The organism is Bacteroidota bacterium (assembly GCA_018266835.1).
In the GTDB taxonomy this organism is placed as follows: domain Bacteria; phylum Bacteroidota; class Ignavibacteria; order Tepidaquicellales; family Tepidaquicellaceae; genus JAFDZO01.
Genome location: JAFDZP010000002.1, coordinates 81931 through 108165 on the forward strand (window position 1 = coordinate 81931; position 26235 = coordinate 108165).

General features: G+C 35.0%; 23 protein-coding genes and 1 tRNA gene. 9 read left to right on the forward strand and 15 right to left on the reverse strand.

What is annotated here, in order from left to right; all coding sequences use genetic code 11:
* Positions 1-70: 70 nt before the first annotated feature.
* The 7 genes from JST55_02190 (at position 71) to JST55_02220 (ending at position 7775) form a co-directional block, all read left to right on the forward strand.
* The gene (locus JST55_02190; protein MBS1492289.1) at positions 71-1414 is read left to right on the forward strand and encodes an AAA family ATPase; all 1344 of its coding nucleotides are present in this window, start codon (positions 71-73) and stop codon (positions 1412-1414) included.
* Positions 1414-2250, forward strand: a complete 837-nt coding sequence (locus tag JST55_02195; GenBank protein ID MBS1492290.1) for a hypothetical protein — start codon at positions 1414-1416, stop codon at positions 2248-2250. The genes JST55_02190 and JST55_02195 overlap by 1 nt, the downstream gene beginning before the upstream one ends.
* A gap of 12 nt (positions 2251-2262) precedes the next feature.
* The gene (locus JST55_02200) at positions 2263-3492 is read left to right on the forward strand and encodes an ABC transporter permease (GenBank protein ID MBS1492291.1); all 1230 of its coding nucleotides are present in this window, start codon (positions 2263-2265) and stop codon (positions 3490-3492) included.
* 13 nt (positions 3493-3505) lie between these two features.
* Entirely contained in the window at positions 3506-4177 is a 672-nt protein-coding gene (locus JST55_02205) for an ABC transporter ATP-binding protein (GenBank protein ID MBS1492292.1), read from the forward strand.
* An 83-nt stretch (positions 4178-4260) separates the two neighbouring features.
* Entirely contained in the window at positions 4261-5019 is a 759-nt protein-coding gene (locus tag JST55_02210) for a phosphate ABC transporter ATP-binding protein (GenBank protein MBS1492293.1), read from the forward strand.
* 48 nt (positions 5020-5067) lie between these two features.
* Positions 5068-5754, forward strand: coding sequence for a phosphate signaling complex protein PhoU (gene phoU, locus JST55_02215; protein ID MBS1492294.1), 687 nt, complete (start codon positions 5068-5070; stop codon positions 5752-5754).
* A 284-nt stretch (positions 5755-6038) separates the two neighbouring features.
* On the forward strand, positions 6039-7775 hold the full coding sequence (locus JST55_02220) for a TonB-dependent receptor plug domain-containing protein (protein ID MBS1492295.1): 1737 nt from the start codon (positions 6039-6041) through the stop codon (positions 7773-7775).
* Positions 7776-7842: 67 nt separating this feature from the next.
* Here the strand turns inward: JST55_02220 and JST55_02225 are convergent, their stop codons facing one another.
* The 13 genes from JST55_02225 to tig all read right to left on the reverse strand — a co-directional run bounded on the left by JST55_02225 (position 7843) and on the right by tig (position 22183).
* Entirely contained in the window at positions 7843-8919 is a 1077-nt protein-coding gene (locus JST55_02225; GenBank protein MBS1492296.1) for a glycosyltransferase family 9 protein, read from the reverse strand.
* Between the two features lie 16 nt (positions 8920-8935).
* Positions 8936-10912 (reverse strand): hypothetical protein, encoded by a 1977-nt coding sequence (locus JST55_02230; protein MBS1492297.1) that lies wholly within the window; start codon positions 10910-10912, stop codon positions 8936-8938.
* A gap of 106 nt (positions 10913-11018) precedes the next feature.
* Positions 11019-13679, reverse strand: a complete 2661-nt coding sequence (locus JST55_02235) for a DUF2723 domain-containing protein (protein ID MBS1492298.1) — start codon at positions 13677-13679, stop codon at positions 11019-11021.
* Between the two features lie 114 nt (positions 13680-13793).
* Positions 13794-14327 (reverse strand): hypothetical protein, encoded by a 534-nt coding sequence (locus tag JST55_02240; GenBank protein MBS1492299.1) that lies wholly within the window; start codon positions 14325-14327, stop codon positions 13794-13796.
* A gap of 56 nt (positions 14328-14383) precedes the next feature.
* On the reverse strand, positions 14384-14620 hold the full coding sequence (locus JST55_02245) for a hypothetical protein (GenBank protein ID MBS1492300.1): 237 nt from the start codon (positions 14618-14620) through the stop codon (positions 14384-14386).
* A 378-nt stretch (positions 14621-14998) separates the two neighbouring features.
* Complete coding sequence (locus JST55_02250; protein MBS1492301.1) at positions 14999-15700, reverse strand: hypothetical protein; 702 nt, start codon at positions 15698-15700, stop codon at positions 14999-15001.
* A 186-nt stretch (positions 15701-15886) separates the two neighbouring features.
* On the reverse strand, positions 15887-16567 hold the full coding sequence (locus JST55_02255) for an outer membrane beta-barrel protein (protein MBS1492302.1): 681 nt from the start codon (positions 16565-16567) through the stop codon (positions 15887-15889).
* Positions 16568-16763: 196 nt separating this feature from the next.
* Positions 16764-17444, reverse strand: a complete 681-nt coding sequence (locus tag JST55_02260; GenBank protein MBS1492303.1) for an outer membrane beta-barrel protein — start codon at positions 17442-17444, stop codon at positions 16764-16766.
* A 226-nt stretch (positions 17445-17670) separates the two neighbouring features.
* Entirely contained in the window at positions 17671-18357 is a 687-nt protein-coding gene (locus tag JST55_02265; protein ID MBS1492304.1) for an outer membrane beta-barrel protein, read from the reverse strand.
* A 200-nt stretch (positions 18358-18557) separates the two neighbouring features.
* Positions 18558-19256: an outer membrane beta-barrel protein gene (locus tag JST55_02270; protein MBS1492305.1), complete on the reverse strand. Its 699-nt coding sequence runs from the start codon at positions 19254-19256 to the stop codon at positions 18558-18560.
* An 80-nt stretch (positions 19257-19336) separates the two neighbouring features.
* Positions 19337-20035, reverse strand: coding sequence for a hypothetical protein (locus JST55_02275; protein MBS1492306.1), 699 nt, complete (start codon positions 20033-20035; stop codon positions 19337-19339).
* 156 nt (positions 20036-20191) lie between these two features.
* A complete protein-coding gene (clpP, locus tag JST55_02280; protein ID MBS1492307.1) occupies positions 20192-20866 on the reverse strand; it encodes an ATP-dependent Clp endopeptidase proteolytic subunit ClpP in 675 nt (224 codons plus the stop codon).
* Between the two features lie 24 nt (positions 20867-20890).
* Positions 20891-22183: a trigger factor gene (gene tig / locus JST55_02285; GenBank protein MBS1492308.1), complete on the reverse strand. Its 1293-nt coding sequence runs from the start codon at positions 22181-22183 to the stop codon at positions 20891-20893.
* A gap of 532 nt (positions 22184-22715) precedes the next feature.
* Here tig and JST55_02290 point away from each other — a divergent pair.
* Positions 22716-23906, forward strand: coding sequence for a T9SS type A sorting domain-containing protein (locus JST55_02290; GenBank protein ID MBS1492309.1), 1191 nt, complete (start codon positions 22716-22718; stop codon positions 23904-23906).
* Positions 23907-24121: 215 nt separating this feature from the next.
* Here the strand turns inward: JST55_02290 and JST55_02295 are convergent, their stop codons facing one another.
* Together JST55_02295 and JST55_02300 are read right to left on the reverse strand one after the other, a co-directional pair.
* Complete coding sequence (locus JST55_02295) at positions 24122-24901, reverse strand: hypothetical protein (protein ID MBS1492310.1); 780 nt, start codon at positions 24899-24901, stop codon at positions 24122-24124.
* Between the two features lie 137 nt (positions 24902-25038).
* The gene (locus JST55_02300) at positions 25039-26013 is read right to left on the reverse strand and encodes an LLM class flavin-dependent oxidoreductase (GenBank protein ID MBS1492311.1); all 975 of its coding nucleotides are present in this window, start codon (positions 26011-26013) and stop codon (positions 25039-25041) included.
* Between the two features lie 113 nt (positions 26014-26126).
* Here JST55_02300 and JST55_02305 point away from each other — a divergent pair.
* Positions 26127-26198 (forward strand) — tRNA-Arg (locus tag JST55_02305).
* The last annotated feature ends 37 nt before the right edge of the window (positions 26199-26235 follow it).

Genomic DNA, 26235 nt, shown 5'->3' on the forward strand with positions numbered 1-26235 from the left:
CACTCATTAATTGAATAGAATTAACCATTGGATTTAATTAATTTCAACAAAAATTTTTTATGGAGTATATATGGCTAAAGAAAAGAAAATAAATCCCACAGAACTCAGGCTCCAGGAGGTGGATAAAGAAATTTCCGAACTTACAGAACAGAGAAATTCGTTAATTGCTCACTGGAATCTTGAGAAAAACTTAATAAAAACAATCCGCTCTTCAAAAGAAGAAATTGAAAACTTAAAAGCAGAAGCGGATAAGCAGGAACGCGAGGGCAACCTTGCAAAAGTAGCTGAGATACGTTACGGCAAACTGCTTGACCTCAATAAAGTTATAGAAAAAAATACTGCTGAACTTGCCGAGCTTCAGAAGACAAACAAAATGCTGAAGGAAGAAGTTGATGCAGAAGATATTGCAGAGATAGTTTCAAAGTGGACGGGCATTCCTGTTACACGAATGCTTGAAAGTGAAAGACAGAAGCTGCTTACAATGGAGCAGAATCTTGAGCAGCGAGTTATTGGACAGGATGAGGCAGTGGTTGCAGTTTCAAATGCCATCCGACGCTCACGTGCAGGCTTACAGGATGAGAACAGACCAATCGGTTCATTTATATTTCTTGGTACTACAGGCGTAGGTAAGACTGAACTTGCAAGAGCGCTTGCCGAGTTTTTATTCGATGATGAAAAGGCAATGGTGCGGATTGATATGAGCGAGTACATGGAAAAATTTTCAGTCTCGCGATTAATCGGCGCGCCTCCCGGATACGTAGGTTATGAAGAAGGCGGACAGCTTACAGAAGCAGTGAGAAGAAGACCTTACTGCGTTTTACTTCTCGATGAAATTGAGAAAGCGCACCCCGATGTATTTAATATTTTATTGCAGGTGCTTGATGAAGGTAGATTGACTGACTCACAGGGCAGAACTGTTAACTTCAAGAATACAATTATTATAATGACTTCGAATCTTGGAGCACATTTGATACAGGAAAGATTGCAGACTATTAATGATGAAAACAAAGATGTAATAATGGGAGAGCTGCGTGTAAGCATGCTTGAGTTATTAAGGCAGACAATCCGCCCCGAGTTTTTAAACCGCATTGATGAAATAATTTTGTTCAAGCCTCTTACTGAAGGTGATATAAGAAAAATTGTAAATCTGCAATTAAAGCAGCTTGAAGAAAAACTTGCAAGAAATCAGATGACACTGAAAATTGATGCAGATGTGATGGACTGGCTGGGTAAGTTAGGCTTTGATATTACTTTCGGCGCAAGACCATTGAAACGAACAATTCAAAAACATATTACAAACGTTCTCTCTGAAAAAATACTGAATGCAGATTTTCTCCCGGGAGACATTGTTGAAGTAATTTTAGATAACAGGGGCTTAATTGAGTTCAGGAAAGGAAAACCGGATAAAGCTTAATGATTAATTATTTCCAGAATTATTTTGAACTCAAAGTTCTTAAGCTGAGTGATATTAAACTTCACGAAGCAACTGAAGCTGTCAGAAGAACGAGAGTCTTCGACAGGATTTCAGAAGCAAAATATCTGAACAATCCTATTATTGTCGGCAAGTATGATAATGAATTAATACTTCTCGACGGCGCGAACAGATATAGTTCGATTAAATCACTCGGCTGCAAGCTAATCATTGCTCAGATAATAAATTACAAGTCGCATAAGACTGTGCTTGATGTATGGAACCACCTAGTATATGATTTACGTTTGGAAGAAGTAAAAGAGTTTTGCAGGAAGAACAGAATCAGTTTTAAACACATTGCTTATTCAGCGGGAAAGAAAATTTTAGATAAGAATTTCCATCATATCTTAGTTACGGATACAGCCGGGACCGATACTATCTTAATTGACTTAAGCAAAAATTTTAAAAAATGTCTGCAGCAGCTTTCGGCCATAGGAGAATTGTACTTCACGAAGTATAGTTTCGACCGTTCGGAAAGCGAAATAAAAATAACAGAGCTAAGAAAATTCACTCGTAAAAAAGGTGTTCTCTTTGTTTACCCGAGATTTCAGAAATCACACATTGTAAAAATTGCAAAGAATAATCTGCGTGTACCCGCAGGTATTACAAGACATTTAATTCACAACAGAGTTCTGCATGTAAGATATCTGGTCAAACATTTGAAAGAAGTGGGCAACCTGGAAAAAAAGAACGAAGCATTTTTAAAAGAGATAACTGCAAAGATAGACGATAATAAAGTAAGGCAGTATAATGAATCAGTAATTATTTTTGACGAATAACAACCAGACCAATTGAATCTTTCCTTTTTTATAGCAAAGCGGTATTTATTTTCAAAAAAGAAATTTAGTTTTATAACTATTATTTCCCTTATCTCAGTGCTCGGTGTAACTATCGGAGTAGCAGCTATCATAATTGTTCTCTCCGTGTTTAATGGATTTCAAAAAAGAGTTACTGATAATCTTGTAAATTTTGACCCTCACATAAGAATTGAAGCAGCTGATTCAAACAAGCTTGCTGACTACAATACAACGATTGAAAAACTTACCGGTGAAGGAATTAAAGCAGTAGCCCCTTATACTTTAAACAAGGGTATGCTGACCAACGCGAAGTACAATAAAGTTTTATTTATAAAAGGAACTGACCAGAATAAGATCAGCGATGTATCGGGTATTAAAAATCTTAAATGGCTTGGAGAGTTTAATCTTGAAGATGAAGGTGACTATGGTGGAATTGTGATAGGTCTTACACTTGCTGACCAGATGCGTGTCAATCATATTGGTGACACGCTTACACTTCTTAGTCCCGTGGGACTTGAATCATCAGTTACGCAATTTGTTGAACCCAAAACTAAAAAATTTATAGTGAGAGGAATTTTTGATGCCGATGATAAAGATTATAATTTAAAGTATGCCTATATATCTATTGAAAATTCTCAATATCTTTTTGATTTAGGGGATAAGGTTAACGGAATTGAAATGCGGCTTGCAGATATAAATGATTCAGAAAAAGAGAAAACAAGACTGATGAGTCTGCTCGGCAAAAATTTTAACGTAATGACCTGGTATGATCTGCACAGTGATTTTTACTCCATCCTGAAACTAGAAAGAATTGTTGCATTTATAATTCTGAGTATAATCATTGCCGTTGCATCTTTTAACATTCTCGGTTCACTCACAATGACTGTTATAGAAAAGAAGCGGGACATAGGAGTATTAAAAGCAATGGGCGCAAGTGATAACATGATAATGAAAATATTTTTATATGAAGGAATTTCAGTGGGTTTGATAGGTATGATAAGCGGAAGCTTGCTGGGACTTGCTGTTACATTGGGACAGTTATATTTTAAATTTTACAGACTTGACCCTTCAATTTACAAAATAGATGCTATGCCTGTTGTATTAACTCTGCAGGACTTTATTTATGTACCTCTTGCGGCATTTGTTTTATGTTTTCTTGCATCACTTTATCCTTCAAAGAGAGCTTCTTCACTGAAACCTGTTGATTCAATCAGATGGGAGTAATTTAAATTCAATTATGGAAAAGAAATTATTATTAGATATTAGGGAAATTAAAAAAGCTTACAAAATAAGCAAAGAAAAAAATCTTGAAGTGCTGAAGGGTATCAATCTTCAGATCAACAGAGAGGAAATTGTAGCCATAGTTGGGAAATCCGGCGCAGGAAAAAGTACTTTGCTTCATCTGATTGGCACACTTGATACGCCTGATTCTGGTAAAATATTTTTTGACGGAACCGATGTATATGCAATGAAAGAAAAGGAACTTTCAAAGTTCAGAAACAGCAAGATAGGTTTTATATTTCAGTTTCATCATTTGCTCCCTGAGTTTACTGCTATAGAAAATGTTATGATACCTTCAATGGTAGCAGGAAAAGAGGACAGAGCAAAAGCTGCAGAATTGTTAAAGGAGGTAGGCATTGAAGATAGAAAAAATCACAGACCAAATGAAATTTCAGGAGGTGAAGCCCAGAGAATTGCAATTGCAAGAGCACTGATAAATTCACCTGATTTGATTTTAGCAGATGAGCCGACAGGAAATCTTGATACACAAAATGCAGAGGCAGTTATGAATCTGATTTTTAATCTTAGAAATAAATTCAAGCAGTCATTTATTATTGTAACTCACAACGAAGAGTTTGCGCAGCGATGCGACAGAGTAATACGAATGAATGACGGACTTATTGTATAACAGATATAATAATTTACAATTTATTAATATATACTTTGCTTTCAATATACTTATCTTTAGTAAAATTCAATCTTAATTAAGTTTTGAAACCCATTAAAATTCACGTAGAAAATTTAGATCTGTTTTACGGAAATGTTCAAGCGCTGAAGAAGATTTCCTTAGGATTGGAACCAAACAAAGTCACTGCTCTTATGGGACCATCGGGCTGCGGGAAATCTACATTCCTCAGAACGCTGAACCGTATGAATGATTTGATTGACTCATGCAGAATAGAAGGTAAGATTGAAATTGACGGCGAAGATATTTATAGCAAAGAAGTTGACGTTGTAGCGCTTAGAAAAAAAGTCGGGATGGTTTTTCAAAAATCAAATCCGTTTCCGAAATCAATTTATGATAACATTGCATACGGTCCCAGAATAAACGGCGTTACAAAAAAAAGCGAGCTGGATGAAATAGTTGAGACGAGCTGTATAAAAGCTGCGCTGTGGAATGAGGTGAAGGACAGGTTACATGAATCAGCAATTGGACTTTCAGGAGGACAGCAGCAAAGAGTTTGCATTGCGCGCGCGCTTGCAGTAAACCCGGAGATTATTTTAATGGATGAACCTGCATCTGCGCTTGACCCGATTGCAACTGCGAAGATAGAGGAATTAATTTTTGAGTTAAAGAACAACATCACAATTATAATTGTAACACATAATTTACAGCAGGCAGCAAGAGTAAGCGATAAGTGCGCATTTTTTTTATCGGGAGAATTAGTTGAGTTTAGTTCAACAAGAAAAATGTTTACAAAACCGGAAGATGAGAGGACACAAAGATATATTACCGGGAAGTTCGGTTAATGCAATTATAATTTATAAAAAATATTTTTATATTTTAAAAAATCTATTATGTATCAGTATTTAGAAGAAGAGTTAGACCAGCTCCGCACCAGAATTATAAAAATGGGAAGCTTAGTTGAAGAGCAGATTGACCTTGCTTTCAAGGCACTCTATGAGCAAAACCTTGAGCTTGCAAATATTGTAATCGAGCGCGATGACAAGGTAGATAAATACGATGTAAAGATAGATAAACAGTGCCAGAGAATTTTTGCGCTTACTCAGCCTGTGGCAATAGACTTAAGACTGATTATGTCTGCAATGAATATCAATAATGATTTAGAACGCATGGGAGATATTGCTGTAAATATTGCAGAGCGAACAATGAATTTCATAGGATATAAAGAGCTGCTTGAAAGAATTGAGCTTCCTGAGATGTCAAAAAAAGTGCAGTCAATTGTTAAAGGCGCGATAGATTCATTTGTAAATAATGATGCAGAGATGGCTTCGGAAATAATAAAGCTTGATAGAATTATTGATAAAGCTTACGAAGATATTTTTGACAGACTCATTCATGAGATGTCGGAGAATAAAGATCTGATAAAGCCGTGCTCGCATGCTATTACTTTATTAAGAAATATTGAAAGACTTGCAGACCACTCAACTAATGTAGCCGAAGATGTTATATTTTTAGTAGACGCAAAAATAATAAAGCACAGGAAAGATATTTCCGGTGCGGAAGACTCCCCTGCTTCATAGATTTTTCAAATTCTTTTATCATTGTAAAGACTTTTCAGATTAAATATTATTATGATATTTAATCTATATCTATCATTAAACTTTCGACTACATACCGTTTAAGTTTTTTATTCCTGCTGAGTTTTTTACAATACTCTGTTTGTTTTTCACAATCCGATTCACTTCATAGTCATTCAACATTCGATTCTCTTAAAATAAAAAATACAGTTCAGTTTTCATCTGAGTCAGATACGATTCCTTATAATGATTTTATCTGGAACGATAAACGCAATGTATCCGAAGTATTGAATGAGAAGTCAGGATTTTTTGTGAACAACAAAGGACTTGGGCAATATAACAGAATAAGTTTTAATAATTTTAATGATAATGAAATAGGATTTTTTAGAGACGGTATACAGCTTAACAATAGTCTTTTCGGAATATTTGACCCTGAACTAATTTCAATAAATGAGATTGAAAAAATTGAAGTTGTTTCAAACACCAGTTCGTTTATCTACGGAGTTAATTCATATGGTAAAGCAATAAACATTATTACTAAAGATAAGTTTGAACCGAAACCTTTTTCCCAGCTGAGATATTCACAGGACCGTTCAGGTTCATTGTTTGCAGATGTTTCTTTTACAATTCCTTTTTCCAATAAATTTAATTTTTTAATCAGAGCAAATAATCATTCAGGCGATGGTTTATATACAAATTCTGATTTCAGCGCATGGAGAGCAAACGGAAGAATGAGCTGGTTCCCTTCTGCAAAGTGGAACTTCAAACTTGATTTTGATTATTCTAAAATCTCACGGGGCTTAAACAACGGATTAGTTTTTTTAGGGAGAGATTTAAGCAGTCAATCTGTGATAGACAGTTTACGTGATCCTAAAGCTTCTGTTGTTGACCCGACAGGAAGAGAAGAGAATAGAAATTATAATGCTTCCCTTTCAGCATATTCAAGAATTTTCGGCAATAATTCGCTTGCTACTGCTCAACTTTATTATACACATTATTATAGAAGTTTTGGAGGGAAAGATTTCCCTTTTACACCACTGGCATCATCATTTCATGTTGACGACAAATATAACACGCAAAGATTAGGTTTAAATCTCACATTTAATAAACGTTTCGTTTTTTCCGACAACCAATCGGTAGAGTTTACATTGTTAAATAATTACTACAATGATAACTATGATATAAATCTTCAAACAGATAGTCTTAACAGAAATACTTCAGAATATAATATTGGTATAGGATTTCTTTCAGGAAAGATTGATTACTATCTTAATAAGATTCTTCTCTCAGCAATGGCAAAGGAAGAAAAGAACCTGAGTAATTCTACAGAGCCTAATTTCAGTTATGGAGGAGAAGGGAAACTTAAATTAATCAATAGAAATAATTTCAATTTAGGCATTTTTGCAGGTGCAAACCACGTAGTGTTTAGATTCAACGATAACTTCGACCCTGATATTATTTATGACAAACTTTATTATAATAATTATGAAGCCGGGATTGATTTTAAATTGGAAAACATTACTTCTTTAGTTGCTTTTAACAGTTCAAATTTTTACTCATCTGTAAAATTTAATCTAATCACAGGTGTATCTAAGTTTACTTTAAAGTCCGAAAATAATTTTAAGGTAAATAGTTTTTCCGGTTCATTACCATTTTTTTCTAAAAACGATATTTCTTACTCAGATAAATTATTTAAAAATAAATTAGACTTAAAAATAGGAGTAAACTTAAAATTTATTTCGAACTTCCAGTATTACAGTATTTATTATCCTGAAACTCTTTGGGATAGATTTTACGGTTATGGTTCTTTTACAAATTTATACGAAATCTCAAAACCCAGCAACAATAAATTCATCGCTGATTTATATATAGGGGCAAGAATCGGTCACGCTAATGTAAACTTTACGCTCGCGAATATTTTTAACAGTTTCTACTATGATACCTTTATGTTTCCTGCGGATGACAGAGGCGGTTTAGGAAATGTGATTTCGAGATTTACAATTGTGTGGGATTTTATAAATTAGCAATTAGCAATTAACAATTAACAATTAGCATTTAACAATTAACAAAAAGCAGTTTAATTTATCGTTATTAATTCTGTATTGGTAATGTAGTTTTCTCAAGTAATATTCTGCAGGCTTCAAATACATCTTCCACTGTAATTAACTTCATGCATTTATATTCATCTTTTCCTGTCCATAAGCATTGTACAGGTTTAGGCGAGTTGTAAAAGCAAGGGCTGCAATCGAGTTCAATTCTTACAATCAAATGTCTTGTTCCCCATGGGAAAAGCTCCTGAGCGTTAGTATATCCGAATATTCCCACAGTTGGAATTTTAAATGCAGCTGCGCTGTGAAGGAAGGCAGAATCGTTTGAGACAAACAAATTACAAAATCTCATACGTGCCATGGAGTCCATATAGTTGGAAGTAGAAGCAAGCACTCCCTGCCCGTCAAGCATCTCATCGATTTCAAGATTCAGATCAAATTCATTTCCGAACAGTAAAATCTTTGCACTATATTTTTCTCTGAGCAATCTTCCAAGCTCGGCAAATTTTTTCTTATCCCATCTTTTGTGGATATGATTTTTTAAAACAGCCGAACCTGCATGAAACCCGACAAGTGTTTTACCCGCTAATTCATTCTCTTTTAACCATTGTTCGGATTTTCTTTTATCATCTTCGCTTAAAAAAATTTCGAGTCCTTTAACTTCTTTTTCATCTGCTGATATTATTGTTTTCACTAAGTCAAAATTCTGGAGAACATTATGCCTGTTCGGTATTTCATCGGCAGTAACGTTATTAAGATTTTCAAGCCTGAGTACATCGGAATGAGTGTAGTGATGCCCCAGTCTTTTTTTTGCTCCGAGAAAACTATTTACAAGATTATATTCAGTCCGATTGGAAGGATAAACGTTTATTGAAACGTCATAATTATTTTTACGAAGAGTGAAAAGTTCTTTAACTGATTTGAACTTTGACTGTTTTAAAAAATTTACGTGGTAAATGTTATTAAGAAACGGGCTATGCTCATACATTTCTTTAACGGACTTAAACATCACAAGCATATCTATCTGAGCATCCGGAATTTTCTCCTTCAGTAATCTTAAAGAGGGAGAAAACATCAATGCATCACCGTTACCGGAAAGCGCATTTATTAAAATCTTCATAGAGCAAAATTAGGGGTTACTTCATTTCCGGAGCAATTATACTTAACTTCTCAAGCATCTTATTAGCATTTTCTGCATCGTTCTTTTGCATATATAACGAGTATAAAGATGTTAAAGCATTCACATTGAAGCTGTCAGCTTCGATTGCCTTTAGATAATTATTGAACGCTTCATCTTTGTTTCCATTCTGCAAATATATATCTCCAAGGTTCTGATAAGCAGCACCAAAATTCAGAGGAGCTTTATCAATAGCTCTCTTGAATGCATCTATTGCATCCTGCTTTTTGCTTCGCAGTATGTTCATACCGTAAACAAAATCACCGACGAATTTTTTATCGTATTTAGGGTTTGCTGCGAATGTTTTTACATTTGCAATATCATTATCGGATTTTCTCTTATAGACTACATCACTGTATCCTGATTCTTTAACACTGAATGGATATGCATAATAATTATTTAAGAAGCCGTCATAGGTGAGCAGAGCAATTTCAGCAAATGCGCTTGGCTTTATACCTGTAGAGAAATAAATATAATCCGGTTTACGCGATAAAACATACTCTGCATTATATTTACGTTCCTTCCAGTTTAATGGCAAAGCGGATACTTCAGGTATCTGTAAAGGTTTATGGGCAATGGTTTCATCAGTTAATCCCAGCATATCAATAACTATCACATCTGAGAAATACGATACTGCTCCTATTGTTGTTGCAGCAAGGACAAGCGGTCTGCCTAGCTGTGTTTGTTTTTTATTAAACCACGCTCCGGCAAGTTTCATTTTTTCAACCAAGCCGTTTTCTGTCTCAACATCTTTTTTAATTGCTTCTTTTTGAGAATTATAATTGAAAATTCCAATTACCAGAGAAACAACAAGAGCTAATGCTAATCCTGTTGAAGCTTTTGCTTTCATACGAAGCGAAACATCTTCAAGAAATTTTGCAAATAAAATATATATGAAAGGAAGTACCGGCAGGAAAAATCTGAACTGCTTCAGAACGTCTCCGCCAACCATTATTATATAAACTGAATACGAAATGGTCAACAAGTACATCAGAGAAATTTCAAAGAAATTTTCTTTTTTACGGAAGAGCAGTAACGGTAATGCAAATACTACCCCGTAAACCATATAAGCTTCAAAGAAATTTTTGAAGTATGTCCAGCCGGCTGATATATATGCGGCGTTAAATCCTGTCTTAGCATAAGCAGTATTCGGGAACGGATATCCGTAATAGCTTAATCTCCATAGTATAAATAACAACGTCGGTACTACATACACTGCATAAGTGATTAGATTACCTTTTGAGAAGATATCTTTTACAAATCCTGCCTTATTAACTTTTATAGAAACTATTACTTTGTGAATGATAATCAGGCCGAAGAAGTACAAACCTTCCGGTCTTGTAAGTGAGGCAAGAAAAATAAAAAGCGAAAACATATAATTCGGTGCATCGGAATTTTTATTCTTCATATAATAATAAATTCCCGCAAGAACGTATGCCATGAACATACATGTTTCCATTCCGCTGATAGCCCAGAAATTAAACGCTCCCGTAAGCACCAACAAAGCAACAGGAATAAAATTGAAAAGATATGAAGATTGCTGCTGCGTTTTTTTTGAACCATCTTTTAATTCCACCAATGAAGAGATCTTAAAAGTCTGGAACAGCACAAGGATTCCAAATCCCATACTAAGGTACTGAGAGATGGTTTCAATATTCATTTTCATTGCATAGAAAATGCTGAGTATCAAAACCCAAAGCAGATTTGTATATCCTTCTACTTTTTCGCCGGGATTAAACACCAATCCCTTACCCTCAACAAAATTTTTCACAAACCTGAAACTGATGTACGAGTCATCCTGAATGAATTTTACCTGATTACATAAATAGATAAGAACAAACGATAATGCAATTAAAAGAAAATATATAACGGGTCTGTTATCTTTCGGTTTTGCAGGAATTTTTATTTCCGGTTTTGCAGCGCTTACTTTTGCCATTAAAACTTTATTTAAAATCTTTAGTTAAATTCTTTTGGAAATAAAAAACGACTTTGTTTTTAAGCAAAGTCGTTTAATTTAAAACTGTTAATTATTTAAGAACATTTTACTTGCCCTGAGACATCTTACTTCTTATATCCTGCTCTCTTTGCTGTAAGCCCGGATCATTTCTACTATAAGATTTAAGCACTTCAATAATCCTTAAAGCATTGTTGTAATCTTTCTTACTTTCATAAGCATCCAGCAAAATTCTATATGGATTATAATAATCGTTAGGATTAATTGTCTTCGATACCTGAATTTCTTTTTCAGCCTGAACAATTACGTCACCAATTAATTCGTTATACTTATTATCGTTGTGTATATTTCGGTAAAGCATCGCAACGTAGTATTCCATTCTGTAATCCATTGGTATTGCCTTAGGAGAAATCACCTGCTCCATTCTATCTAAAGTCTGCTGAACTAAATTATATTTTGTAGAATCCTGAGCATAAGTTTCAGCTAACTTAAGGAAAATATTCCTGTAGCTTGAAATCATTCTTTGATGATTTTCATCATAGAAGATTGAAGCATCTGTTAAGCCTCTGAATTTAAAGCCATATCTTGGAGTCTTTGAAGCATCTTCCGGATTATCAAATAGACACTTTCTTGTAATAGCTGTATCAACTGTTATTCCTGTGCTTACACTTCCAACTTTGAAAGGATAAAGTTTTTGTGCCATTCCCTGCATTGAAAGATACTCGCTTAATCCTAAGTAGTTATCATTGGAAACTGTTGCGCACCAGTAAATAGGTCTTTCCCATTTATTGGCTTTCAAAATATCCATCATTACAATATCGCTGCCTCTTACTATCTGCATTGGTTTTCCGCCATCGCCTTGCTGATAAGGATATCCCTGGTAATTCCAGGTAAACTTAGTCGGCAAGTCCGAGCGATTTCTCATTGAGTCAGGAAAAGCAGTTTTTGGTAAATCAATTGAAAGAACTGTTTTCGGATCCCATCTGTCAGGGGCTATTTTTCTTAACTGTGTATCGGTCATTGTGAACGGAACCGGTAATGCTCCGTAAGGTCTTTCATTTTTCAACTGAATATTATACCACTCAGTCTGTGCTAATGAAAGGTTTACAATTCTAACGTCAGTTCTTATTCCGTAAGCAGCCTGCAAGCACCATAGAGGGAATGTATCGTTATCTCCGTTTGTAAATAAGATAGCATCCTTCTCTACACTCTGCAATATGTTATATGCATAATCATAAGGGAAATAATTTTTGCTTCTATCCTGCTTAGGATAATTTACTCTAAGCATATTTATAGGAACAAATATAAATGATGCGGCAAGTATTAATGTACCGCCTGCCATCATTGTTTCCTTATTTAGTTTTTCTCTTATTAATTCTATTAAGCCGTAAACTCCTATGCCTATCCACATGGAATAGACCATAAACGCCCCGACATAAAAGTAGTCCCTTTCCCGCGGCTGAGGATCCTGCTGGTTCTGATAAAGTGCCGTAACGACACCCATAGCTATAAACATCATCATAAATACGAACGCCATCTTCCAGTCCCGCCGGAAGTGAATCCAAATTCCCAGCAATCCGAACGCCATAGGTATTGCATAAAATTTACTGAAATCCCACTGGTCGCCCTGGTCATAACCTGCGCGGCCGATGTACTGCCAGAATAAATATCTTAAGAACATTTCCTTTATCTGATATCTCCACATAAAGTCAAAGTCACCTGTGTAATTATCCCAAGTTCTTGTATGTTGTGGTTCGTGTGAATATCTTCTGGGAAGAATCAAAGGCTGTTCGCCGTACTGTTCACGATTTAAATATGAAAGAAGTACAGGAAGATTATCAGGATTGTTTTCATCAATCGGCATATTTTGTACTGCCGATCTTTCAAGTACTGATACGTATGTTGAATAACCTAAAATTACTAAAAAGACAGATAAACAGAAGAGACTTAACATAGCCATTTTCTTGGCTCTGCCATAATAAATTCCGAATAATAAAAGACCAATGATAACTATTCCAATCATTCCGCTTACGTTAAGCATAGATGGGAATTTTTTTACTATTCCCGGATAAACTATAAAGAATGCAACTGCAGAAACACCAATCGCAATCAGCAGTGAATTTCTTGTGTAAGTATATCTTCTGAAGTAGAATAATAAACCTGCAACGAAAATCATTTGTGCGACTAATAAGTGAATACCAAGTGCAAGACCGCAAACATAGCATAATAACAATAAGTATTTATCAGAGCCCGGCTCATCTGCTTTTTCCCACCATACCATCATTATGTAAGCGCATAATCCTATAAGAAATGTTCCGAAACCGTAAACTTCAGCTTCCATCGCATTGAACCAGAATGAATCACTGAACGCATAAGATAAAGCTCCTATTGCAGAAGCGCCGCAAACCATTAAAATAGAGTATAAATTTTTTGGAGCACCTTTCCAGTTGTTAATTACTTTTACAGTGAATAAATATAACAACAAAGCGCAAAGTGAACTTGCAATAACAGAAAGATAATTCATTCGTAATCCTATATCCGGAGATGTAGGAATCATAGTAAATATTTTACCGACTAAAGTATGAAGCGGTGCCCCCGGAGGATGGGGAACGCCGACAGTAAATGCGCATGCAATGAACTCACCGCAATCCCAGAAGGAAAGCGTTGGCTGAACAGTCATTATGTAAATAACGGTCGCAAAGAGAAATACGAATAATCCCGTAATCTTATTAAAAGTCTTAAAATTCATTTAGTTTTTCTTGTATTTTCTGCTAAAAAATAATGGATAAGTAAGGAAATTAAAGTAATTATGCGTGATATTCAAGATAAAGAGAGGGTGGAAAAAGAGGTGTAAAATAATTATTTAGTCGTCAATTAGTTTAAACTTTTTTTCTTTTAAATCATATTCATAGTAAACCCATTCAAGCTCTTTTGGTGATACAGAAAAGCGATACCAATTAATTTTATCTATATTGTAATTATAGGTCTGATGTTTTTTATTATCAATATTCAGTACAGTTAATATTGAATCTATATTTTGCGGATATTCTCCTTTAACTTCCCGGGACCTTTCAATTTCTGTAACAATTCTATATCCTTCATTAATTTGATACTGTACTTTGAAAACCCAAATAATCGTAAAAGCAATATTGATATAAAGAAGTATTAAACATAATTTTCTAAAATTTTTATTTGCAGCTATTGTTTTTTGAAAAAGAAATAAATTAAGAATAACTATTATTGCGATTGGAAAGAAAATACAAATGCTACAGTTTTCCGGAACCATTAGTATCAAAAAAGCAGATGAAAGCCCATATGGGTTAAATCCTATGTAATTAATCAATAGATGTAATGCATAAACCGATTCCAAAATTACAATAATTATTAAACCTGCCATTTTTGCGAATTACGATTTTAAAAAAAAAATTAAAATACGATTGACAGTTAAAAATTTCAATCATTAACTTTTATTTCTTTTGTATTGGAATGATACTCAAGATGATTCCATTTAAATCCAAATGGTTCATACCATAATTCAAAATATTTATTATTACCAAATCTTTCATAACGGACAACTTTATTTTCCGATAAGTTTAAATTTTTACAAATATCATTCACATCCGACGGATATTCATTGTTCACATCATAGTAACTCTCCATTTCTTTTATCAATTTTTTAAAGTCATCCATTTGAATTTGAACTCTTTGAGAAAATGTAATTGTCAAAAAAATGTTTAGTCCCAACAATACAGGAAAGAGTATTTTTATAAAAACAGTTTGCCAATTTGTTTGCTTATCCGGTATTAAAAAGACAATTATGAAAAAAACAATTGTTACGCTCCAATAAAAAATTAATAGAAAAGGTTTTTGTACTCTGATCATATAGCCAAGAAAAAGATGTTCATAAATTCCCATAATATCCATTGGCCAATAAGGCTGCAGAATAAAAATGAGATAAGTCAAACAATATACTAATATAGCAATCCGTAGTTCTTTCATCTGTTTTGTTTAAACAAAAAAGCGGACTATTTCTAACCCGCTTTTCAAATCAAAATACTTTTATAAATATTATAAACCGATTTTAAATCCTAAACCTACTGCAACTGAAAAATAGCTGCTTGAAGGAACATCCTGAAAAATATTTGAGTTTACTGATGGATTGCTTCCTTCAATTGTACGAGTATTAATTACTTGAACATTCGATTTACTCATTAAATTATGATACTTTAAAGTTACGTTTGCCAACCCAAGAGGACCAAGTCCAATATTTATCCCTGCGCCTATGTTAAAACCTGTCTGAGTGTAAACGTTATGTCTATCAGTAGTAACAGTAAAGGGCGGAGTTGTAACTGTTGTTGTTACTCTATCACCTAGTCTTGTTGCATAAATTCCAAAACCTACATCTCCAAAAAATCTATATAAAATACTGCCGGGTAAATTAAAATAAAATCTGGGTCCGACACTTCCTGAAAGCATGTATGTATTATCCTGCGTAATTGTTTGTCCGATAGCAGACTGATCTTTAGCACTTAAAAAATCTGCGCTGAAATTTCCGTAAACACCAAAACTTGATGTAATATTACCCACGACTTCTAATTGACCACCGGGGAATGATTTAAATGAGTTTTTAAAATTATCATCCGAGAGCGGCGTTCCAAAAGCTCCCTTAACTATTATTTCAACGCTTGGTTTAATAGGCAGAAGTTTCTGAGCTGATGATATTGTTGTAACAAATAACAGAAGGAATGCGGTAAAAAGAATTTTTTTCAAATTTTCTCCTTTTTGTGGGGTTTAAAAATAATTAATACAATAATTTTAAAATTAAGAATAATAAAATTATTTAGCTACTGTATTATTTTTTGAGATATTTGAAAATGTCAATTGTGGAAGGTATAAAAAATCCCCCGCAGTTATTCCCTGCAGGGGATTCAAAAAAACAAATTATTAATTCCAATTTTAGAAGTGTACATTCATTATTACACTCATGATACCTGTACCAAAGTTTGTTGAAGAAGGACCTTTAGTTATTACTGATGTTCCTGCTCCGCCGTTTGCGTAAGGAATAGTTGTTGTTTCAGGTGCACCTGTTGTATTGAAAGATAATGTGTACTTTCCGCCTAATGAAATACCGGGTGTGAAATACCAGTCAAAACCAACATTGATACCTGCGCCAAATGTCATTCCTGAATATTTTCTTTGGTAAACAGAGTTAGGTGCAGTTGTTCTGTCATCTGTTGTGCTTCTTGAACCAATGTTAACATTTAAACCGATGTAAGGAGCTATGCTGTACATTGATTTCATATGCATGTCAAAATCAATAGAAGCGCCGAATTGTGTTGCTGAAGATTTAGTTGTATCGTTTGTGGTTGCGCTTGCTGTTCCAAATGCAACACCGAATGCTAATGACCAGTCATTGCTTACGAAATATTTGAATCCAAGACCGGCTAGTTGTGTTCCGTCAACTGATCCTGCATTTACAGGACCCAGGTCTGTTTGAAATGGTGTGTATGTGAACATCCAGGCTTTTGAGCCTTTCCAGACTTCAGGTTTTGTTCCGTCCCATCCTTTATTTGCCTGACCGAATGTTGTTGAAGCAACTACAAACAACAAAACAAGTAGTAAAGAAATTTTTTTCATAATTTTTCCTTTTATTTTAATCCAAGCCTCGTACAAAATTAATAAATATGAAAATATAATTCTATACATTTTGTAATAATATTCCTGATTGGAAGTTTTATAGGGAAGAATAGGAGAATAAATCCGAGATGGACATAAAAAAAGCGGCTTATTTCTAAACCGCTTCTTAAGAAATGTAAAAATATTTTCTAAACTATTAGAAGTGTACGTTTAATATCACACTCATAATACCTGTACCAAAGCCTGTTGTAGAAGGACCTTTTGTAATTACTGAAGTTCCTGCTCCACCATTAGCATATGGTGTTACTGTTGTTTCCGGAGCGCCTGTTGTGTTGAAAGATAATGTATACTTTCCACCTAAAGACATACCTGGTGTGAAGTACCAGTCAAAACCAACGTTAACGCCTGCACCGAAAGTTAATGTAGAGAACTTTCTTTGGAAAACTGCACCCGGTGCTGCTGTTCTGTCATCCGTTGAGCTTCTTGATCCAACATTAACGTTTAAGCCAATGTAAGGAGCAACGCTATACATGCTTCTCATGTGATAATCAAAATCTACTGAACCACCGAAGTTAGTTGCAGAAGTTTTTGTTGTATCATTTGTTGTTGAACTAGCTGTTCCAAAACCAACACCGAATGTTAAAGACCAGTCGTTGCTTACGAAATATCTGAAGCCAACGCCGCCCATTCTTATTCCGTCAGCTTCACCTGCGAATACCTGGCCAAGATCTGATTGGAATGGTGTGTATGTGAACTGCCATGACTTTGAACCTTTCCATACTTCCGGTTTGGTTCCGTCCCAGCCTTTGTTTGCCTGAGCAAATGTAGCTGATGCTACGAAAAATAGCATAACAACTAATAAAGTAATTTTTTTCAAAGTTTTCTCCTTTTGATTATAGACTAGATTAGTCCGTTTTAAAATTAAGAATTATTTTTTAATAATTCCACATAAATTTAATGTTATGGTTTAATGCCTCTGTATAAACGTGTTAAATAAAGCATAGTTACCATTTTTTTTAATTTGCAGAAAATTTATTTCACATAAATTTTAAAAAGCGGTTTATTTCTAAACCGCTTCTGCTAAATTAAAGACTGCGGTTACTTTAGAATCTGAAACCTACACCTGCATTAAATTGCAGGTAGCTGTACTCACTCAGATCTTTGGAAATAGAATATGATGAGCTGACTCCATTGACATCTGTAGTAGTTCCTGAAACTAAAGCATCTGAACTCTTCATAACAAAATGATACTTTGCGCCAAATGTGACAATCATTCTGGAACCTACGACAACATTGGCACCTGCTCCGGCATTAAAACCAAATTGTGAATTTGCATCCTGAGTAGTTGTTGAAGTTCCTAATGAAGTAGTAGTAGTTATATCTCCGGGTTTAGTTCCGTAAAGTCCTGCACCAACATCAGCATAAATTTTCCAAAGATGAGCATTCTTCATGTTGATATAATATCTGGGTCCAATAAATACAGGAAACTGCATTGCAGTTTTTTGAGTGGTTGTTGTTCCGCCTGTGGTAAGTGTGCTGTTCTTGGCACTGATGAAATCTGCGCTGAGATTTCCGTAAACTCCCCAGCATGGACTGAAGTCGTAAGCCAGTTCAATCTGTGCTCCCGGAAATCCGCTTACATTATCTTTAAAATCCTGATGTGAAAGTGGCACTGAATAAGAACCTCTTGCAATAACCTGTAAAGATGGTTTAAATGATGTGTGATTTTGTGCGTTTGATATGCCAGTTACTGCGAAAACGAGCAGCATGGCAATTAGGATTTTTTTCAATTGTTTCTCCTTTAATAGAATTTTCTAAATATTTTAATTTAATCAATATTTATTATTCCCATCTGTGCGAGAAATATATCCTGGGGTTTTTGTGAATAAATATATTTTAAGTTTACGGCAATCTGTTAAAAAAGTTATATAAAAAAAGGCGGTCTATTGCTAAACCGCCTTTTGTAATTACGTATATAAGGATTTATTAATTATAATCTGAAGCCTAATCCTAAGCTGAATTGTAAGTAGCTTCTTTCAGGAACATCTGCTGCCGGACTATTATAAGGCAGACTTGTAGTTCCGTCTGAAATTGTACCTGTTTGCGAATAAGCTGATTTCTTCATTATGAAGTGATACTTTGCTCCCATTGTTACAACCATTTTGGAACCTACAACTACGTTTGCACCTGCACCGAGATTAAGTCCTACCTGTGAAAAAGCATCTTGTGTTACTGTAACTGTTCCTTGTGAGCTTGTTTCTGTATTATCGCCGCGTTTAACAGAGTATATTCCTACACCTACGTCAGTATAAATTTTCCATAATGGAGCTGAACGCAGATTGAAATAGTATCTTGGTCCGATTGAACCTGATAACTGTGTACTGGTTTTAAGGTCAGATGTAACCCCACCTGTTGTAACAGGAAAATCTTTAGCTGAAATAAAATCTGCGCTGAAATTTCCATAAACTGCCCAGCATGGATTGAAATCGTAAGCTAACTCTAATTGTGCGCCCGGAAATCCGCTTGTGAAATCTTTAAAATCCTGATGTGATAGCGGAACTGAATAAGCGCCTTTCACGATAACCTGAAATGTAGGTGTAAAAGGTGTCTTTACAATTTTGGATGTCTGTGCTTGTGATAATCCTGTTATCATGAGCATGAAAATGAATACGTAAATAATTTTCTTCAAAGTTTTCTCCTTTTTATTTTTGAAGTTTGAGGTTGTTTAAATAAGCCGGCTTATGCCGGCTTAAAATTCTATGATATTTATTATAAGCCAAATCTAAAACCAAGACCGGCTGTAATTTGTAAGTAATTTCTATTTGGAATATCCTGAATTACAGTAGTTTCCTCAGTAGGGGTACCATTGTTATAAACTACTGTAGATGTTAGCGTCTGGTCTGATTTTTTAAAGAGGTTATGAAATCTTGCTCCGAAATTTAAAAATAACCCCGGGGAAAGATTTACATTTAAACCGCCTCCAACATTCATACCGATTTGAGTAGCTCCGGGAAATGTAAATGTTTTAGTGTAAGTAGGATTTGTAGTAGATGTAAAAACTGCATCAGATGGATTAAATGAATAAACTCCGGCAGCTGCATCTACATATACCTTTATGTATCTTCCGTCTTCAGGAGCAAAATAATAACGTGCACCACCGTATCCTGAATATTCATTCGAAACTGAATATTTAAATGAACCGGTTCCCTGCGGTCTTGCAATATCTTTTGACGGGATAAAACCCATGTTGAATGTACCGAAAATTCCCCAGTGTGATGATAAATTCACAACAGGTTCAACCTGGAAACCTATAAAGGCATTATCTGATGTATTTTCGCTGATGGGCTCATAAAAGGGTGCGTTCATTACACCTTTTACAATCAACTGCATATTTGGTTTGTAGTATTGGGCTTGTGAAAAACCTGATATAAGAAATGTGAAAATGAGTATGCTTAAAATCTTTTTCATTACTGCTCCTTCTAAATTTTTATTTTAAAACTTTAATGTGACATTTTGAAACAATTGTCATGTCAAATTATACAAACAAAAAAAGCAATTTCGAGACCGAAATTGCTTTCCCTGTTAAAATATCAATTTAAAATGCAGTTCTATATTTACAATATATTATTTTTTCTCTGGTTTTTCGCGCTTTGTTAGAATTACATCAATTAAACCGTAATCTTTTGCCTGCTCTGCTGTCATATAATTGTCACGTTCGGCATCCTTCATAATCTGGTCAGTCGGTTTGCCTGAGTGCTTTGAAATTATATTATATATAGTATCGCGGGTTCTGAGCATCTCTTTTGTATAAATTTCGATGTCAGTTGCCTGTCCCTGAGTGCCTCCTAAAGGCTGGTGCATCATAATTTTTGAGTGCGGTAAAGCAATTCTTTTACCCGCTGCTCCGCCTGTTAATAATACCTGTCCCATAGATGCAGCCATACCTACACAGATTGTGCTGATTTCAGGACGTACGTATTGCATGGTATCGTAAATTGCAAGACCTGCAGAAACACTTCCTCCGGGTGAATTTACATAAAGCATTACATCTTTATCGGGATCTTCAGATTCTAAAAAAATCAACTGAGCTACAATAAGCGAAGCCATTTCATCGTAAACCGGAGTTCCTAAAAATATAATTCTTTCTTTTAATAATCTTGAATAAATATCATAAGCGCGTTCGCCTCTGGAAGTCTGCTCGACAACCATCGGGACTAACTGGCTTTTGAATTGCTGAGCCTTATCTAATCCGTGATGGATAAGGTCTTCATTTCTTTTAATAACACTTGTAAAATCCATTTTTGTTTTTGAGGTTTTTAAAATTTATTTTTCTTCGGCAGGGGCATTACCAAGCTCCTGTTTCTTTCTTAATTCGTTTTTCTCCGTTACCTTTGCATTGGCAATTAAGAAATCCAATACTTTATCATTCAATATTCTCATTCTGATATCTTCATTTTGTTTATAAATTCCCAGAAGATTTTCAGCAGGAATATTAAATCTTGAAGCAGTCTCTTCGGCAAGCTTCATAAAGTCAGCATCATCAGCTTCAATGTTTTCAGCTTTGATTAATTCTTCGCGCAGGAGCATCCACTTTGCAGCAACAATGGCATCTACTCTCTTTTGCTTTCTGAACTCAACTTCATCTAAGCCGTGATTATGTCCTTTATGTTTCTCTTTTTCTTCTTTAACGAAGTCATCAAGGAAGTACTCAACGTATTTATCGGGTACAACAACATCGTTTGCCTTTATCATTTCATTTACAACATCGTTCTTCATTTTATTTGAAGTCATGTCGTCATAAACTTTTTTGATATCCTTTCTTATGTAATCTCTGAATTCCTCCTCAGTTTTAATATCGTCTTTTCCTAAGACCTTTTTGAAGAATTCTTCATTCATATCAGCAAGGATAACTTTTTCAACCTTAGTTGCCGTTACCTGAACTTTTTTCGGACCGCCGTCAGCATTCTTTGTTTCAACAACTCTTGATTCGCCTTCTTTGATGCCCTGGAAACCTGCTTTGAACTCAGGGTAAATATCAGGATTTGCAAGATAGATCTGCAAGCCTTTCTGAGTCTCCCCTTCTATAACATTTCCTGCGTCATCTAAGTTCTGTATATCAACTGTTATCATGTACTGGTCATCCATTGCCTGGCCGTCGAGCTCAAACGTAGCATTTCTGAATCTGAAATAATCTATCTCTTCATCTACTAAAGATTCATGAATATCATAAACAGTTTTTGTCAGCTCAAGACCTTTGTACTCTTCAAGCTTTACGATTGGTTTTGTTTCGTAAGCGATTTTAAAAGTAAATTTTTCTTTCGGCTTGTAATCCATATCAAGGATTGCGCCGATATCGATAATATCAATTTTATTATCTCTTACATATTCTTTAAATACATCGTTTGTGATATCTTCAAGCGCGTTGAATTCAAGGCTCTCTCCGTACATTTTCTTTATCATAGAAAGCGGCGCTTTTCCTTTTCTGAATCCGGGAATATTAGCTTTTTTACGGAATTTTTCCGTAGCTTTATCAAAGTGTGGTTTTAATTCATCATAAGATAGGGTGGCTTCGAACTCTTTTTTAGTGTTCTCTAATTCTTTTATATTAGTTTCCAATGGATAAGTATTAAAAATTTAGTAAACGTTAAAAATAACCATAATAAATATGTGTTACAATCCGATAAAATGCCCACTTTTTTGTTTCAGTTTCAAACTACAAGTTTCAAATTGTAGCATTATAGTAACATTTTTTGTCATACTTATTTATGGAATTGTCACATTATTGTCACATACTTTCCCAAGCTCCGTCCCAAACTCCTGTTTGGGACGGCAATTGAAAAATGAAACTCCGTTTCATTGCGAAACAGAGTTTCGCTTACAATGCATTCCTAAACGGAGTTTGGGAATGAGGTAAGGTAAGATTCAAATTGTAACATTATTGTCGCATTTTGTTACTATCATTCCGCTACTTTTCAAGGAGGCGGTTGGGTTGATCAATAAAACTATTCAACCTTGAATTGCTCCCAATAAAATACCAAATAAATTCTCCCACTTCAATCTTGACTTCCCTATTCCTACTAATAGGGAAAATATTTTATGGTATTTGCAATCAATTGTAATTTTATATTCAAATAAGGATATTTTGATAATGAAAATCCTGACTCTTCTAAAATTACTTTTTTTATTTATAACTCTGCCGGCTATTGCAAATGCGCAATGGATGAATACTAATTCGCCTCATTTCAGTGAAGTAACAGCTAGCGGAAAAAATCTCTTCGCTGCGGAGCAATTCAATGGAATTTACATTTCAACCAATAATGGGAATAACTGGTCACTTACTTCTCTGGCTCAATCAGGATTCAATAAAGTCACTTCCTCAGGAGCAAATATTTATTCGGGGACTTTATATGGAGACAACCGCGGAATTTATATTTCAAGTAATAACGGACTGAACTGGACTCACACACTCTCCCCTTCCGAACTTTACGGAATTACTGCCATCTCTGCAAGCGCTAATAATGTGTTCACTTCAACAGGGAGATTTATATATCACTCAACAAACAGTGGAGCTAACTGGACTCAAACTCCCGTGACTTTCTTTGTATATGCACTTGCAATAAACGGCAGCAATATTTTTGCAGGAGTAGAAACTGAGGGTGTTTATTTATCAACAAATAACGGAGTAAACTGGGCACAAACTTCACTCAATAACAGAAATGTAATTTCATTAGCTTTTAGTAATAACAACTTATTTGCGGGAACGGATGAAGGTGTGTATTTCTCCACAAATAACGGAACGACATGGACTCAGACATCACTGAACAATCGTTATGTATCTTCGCTGGTTATTTCTAACGGAAATATTTTTGCAGGAACAGATGCAGGTGTATATTTATCAAAAGATAACGGTTTGACATGGATTCAAAAAAATCAGGGACTGGGGACAGATGTTTCAGACGGTCCGCATCTCGCATGTTCTAATGATTTTATCTTCGCATCGAATCCTTCATCAAGAACTTACCGAAGAAATTTATCTGAGATAATAAGTGTTCGACAGATTTCTTCTTCATTACCTGATAAATTTTCTCTTGAACAAAATTATCCTAATCCATTTAACCCCGTTACAAAAATAATTTTTTCATTACCGAAATCTACTTTTGCCTCATTAAAAATCTTTAATCAGTTAGGGAAAGAAATAACAAATCTCGTAAAACAAAAATTGAATGCAGGAAGTTATGAATTAATTTTTGATGCAACTTCACTTTCTTCGGGAGTGTATTACTACAGACTTGAAACAGAGAATAGTTCACTAACAAAATCGATGGTGCTTATAAAATAATCTTTTCTATTCACCAGTTACAGGAGGCGCTCTCGTCACGCCGAAGGCGTGCCCTGTTCAAAGCAGAAAACAGATTTCATCTGTTTTCTGCTTTGTGACAGCCGTCCCGACTTAGTCGGGACGGGAGAGCGCCCCCACCACTCAAAAAATAGGCATCAAAAAACCCGGATGAATTTCTCCAGCCGGGTTCAGTTTAAAATCTTATTTTTATTTTTTTAATTATCTGTATCTTCGTCAGGTTCAGGAGTCTCATTTTCTTCTTCGTCATTATCGGCAACCGATGTTGCTCTTCGCATATTTCTTACAGGAGCAGTAGAAGATGTTAACTTACCTGTTGTATTGCAGGAAACTCTGGTCTGCTTGTTAGGATTCTGCATTGAGTTCACAATTACATTATTCATATTTGCGCTCTCATTTCCGTAAATTACTTTTATTTTCTTAAAGCACTCTTCAATTTTCTTTACATTTTTTAAAGTCACGGTTGAAACTATCATTTCAATATCTTCTTTTGATACCTTATCCGGTACTGTGAAGCTGCTCGGATTATCCCTGCAGATTTGTTTGTTAGGATTGGGAATAGCTTCCGGTGAAATTGTTCTCTGAAGAATTACTTCAGGATTCTCATTTCTTACACCGTACTTAAACTTATCATTAATTTTTATATCGGGAGTTCTTTTGCTTCTTTCGGATTCAAGTAAAGCGCCGGTTAATCCTGCAAGGAATTCTTGAGCATCTAAATTAGTCTCAGCTATTATATCCACCTGAGGAGTTTTCAACTCATCCTGCTGAACAGCATAAGCATAAACAACTTTGGGAAGCGGAAGTTTTTTCTGCTTTACAGAATTGTTTATCTGGTACATTCTGAACGGAACTCCGAGGGATGAAAATGTTTTGAGCTTTATATCTGAAACATTAAAATCAGTGAGGATGTAGTAGCCAAATGCCGCAACTAACGCAATCAATAATGAGCTGAAGTACCGGGATTTACTGTTCATGCCTTTGTTATTTTATTGATTTGGATTTATGTAAAATTAGAGAGTTTAATATTTAAAAGCAAGAAAAAAATTACATAAGTGCTTATGGAAATTCGGCGGGCGTAAACAATTATTTACGGAAGCCGCTTTTAAAAGTTTCAGCACTTTGAAAAATAATTTGAAATCAGTCTGTACGAGTTCAATTTATCTTCAAAATCGTCTGAAATCGAAACTAAGGTGAACTCATGCACTGCCAATTTCTTCATGGTATCTTCAAGTTTTTCACAAACTGTTTTTACATCTCCCACATACGCGCTTCTGCGTTTAAAATCAATCATCATTTTTTCTTGAAAGCTGAATGTATGATTTTTAGCTTCTTCATTCGAAGGGAAATTTTCGTTCTTACCGTAAAGCATACTGTTAATTGCCCAGACTTCTACAGGCTTAACAATTTCACGCGCCTTCTCTTCAGTATCTGCGGCCATTGCAAATACTGCAAGATTTATATACGGCTCTTTTAAATAAATTGACGGTTTAAAATTCTGATAATAAACTCCAAGCGACTCCACGCATCTCTCATCATTTATAAAATTAGCGAATGAATATCTCAATCCATTCTTGGCAGCATACATTGCGCTATCCGGTGAAGTCCCCAGCACCCAGAACTCAGGAGTGTTTTCTATTATCGGGGAGGCAATATGAGATGATGCTTCCTTTGGATTAAAATATGAAATCATCTCATCGAACTTTGCAAACACATCTTCGCTGATTGGATTTAATTTATTATTCGTTCTTGCATCTGCTCCGCCTGCGCGGCCTATCCCTAAATCAATTCTTCCGGGATAAAGAGTCTCCAGCATTTTGAACTGTTCTGCAATTTTTAAGGGACTGTAATGCGCTAGCAAAACTCCGCCTGAACCAATACGGATTTTTTTTGTGATAAATCCTATTGCGCTTATTAAAATTTCGGGACTTGCTGATGCAAATGATTTAGTATTATGATGCTCTGCAAACCAGAAGCGGTGATAACTATTTTCATCTGCAAACTTTGCAAGTTTTATAGTTTCATTAATTGCCTGTGAGTATGATTTGCCAGTGAATAAAGGCGACTGGTCAAGAATGTTTAGTTTCATAGGAACGGAAATGCATTAAAAATAAATTTTAGAATTTGTAATTTACGGATTAATAAGAAAAACTATAATTCAATATTTCTTACTTTGTGAATTATTCTTTATTAATTTTAAAAGCTCTCGTAGTGTAATGGATAGCACAACAGATTTCGGCTCTGTTTGTGAGGGTTCGAGTCCTTCCGAGAGTACTGCGAGAGTACTGATTAAGTACTTATAAGTACAAAC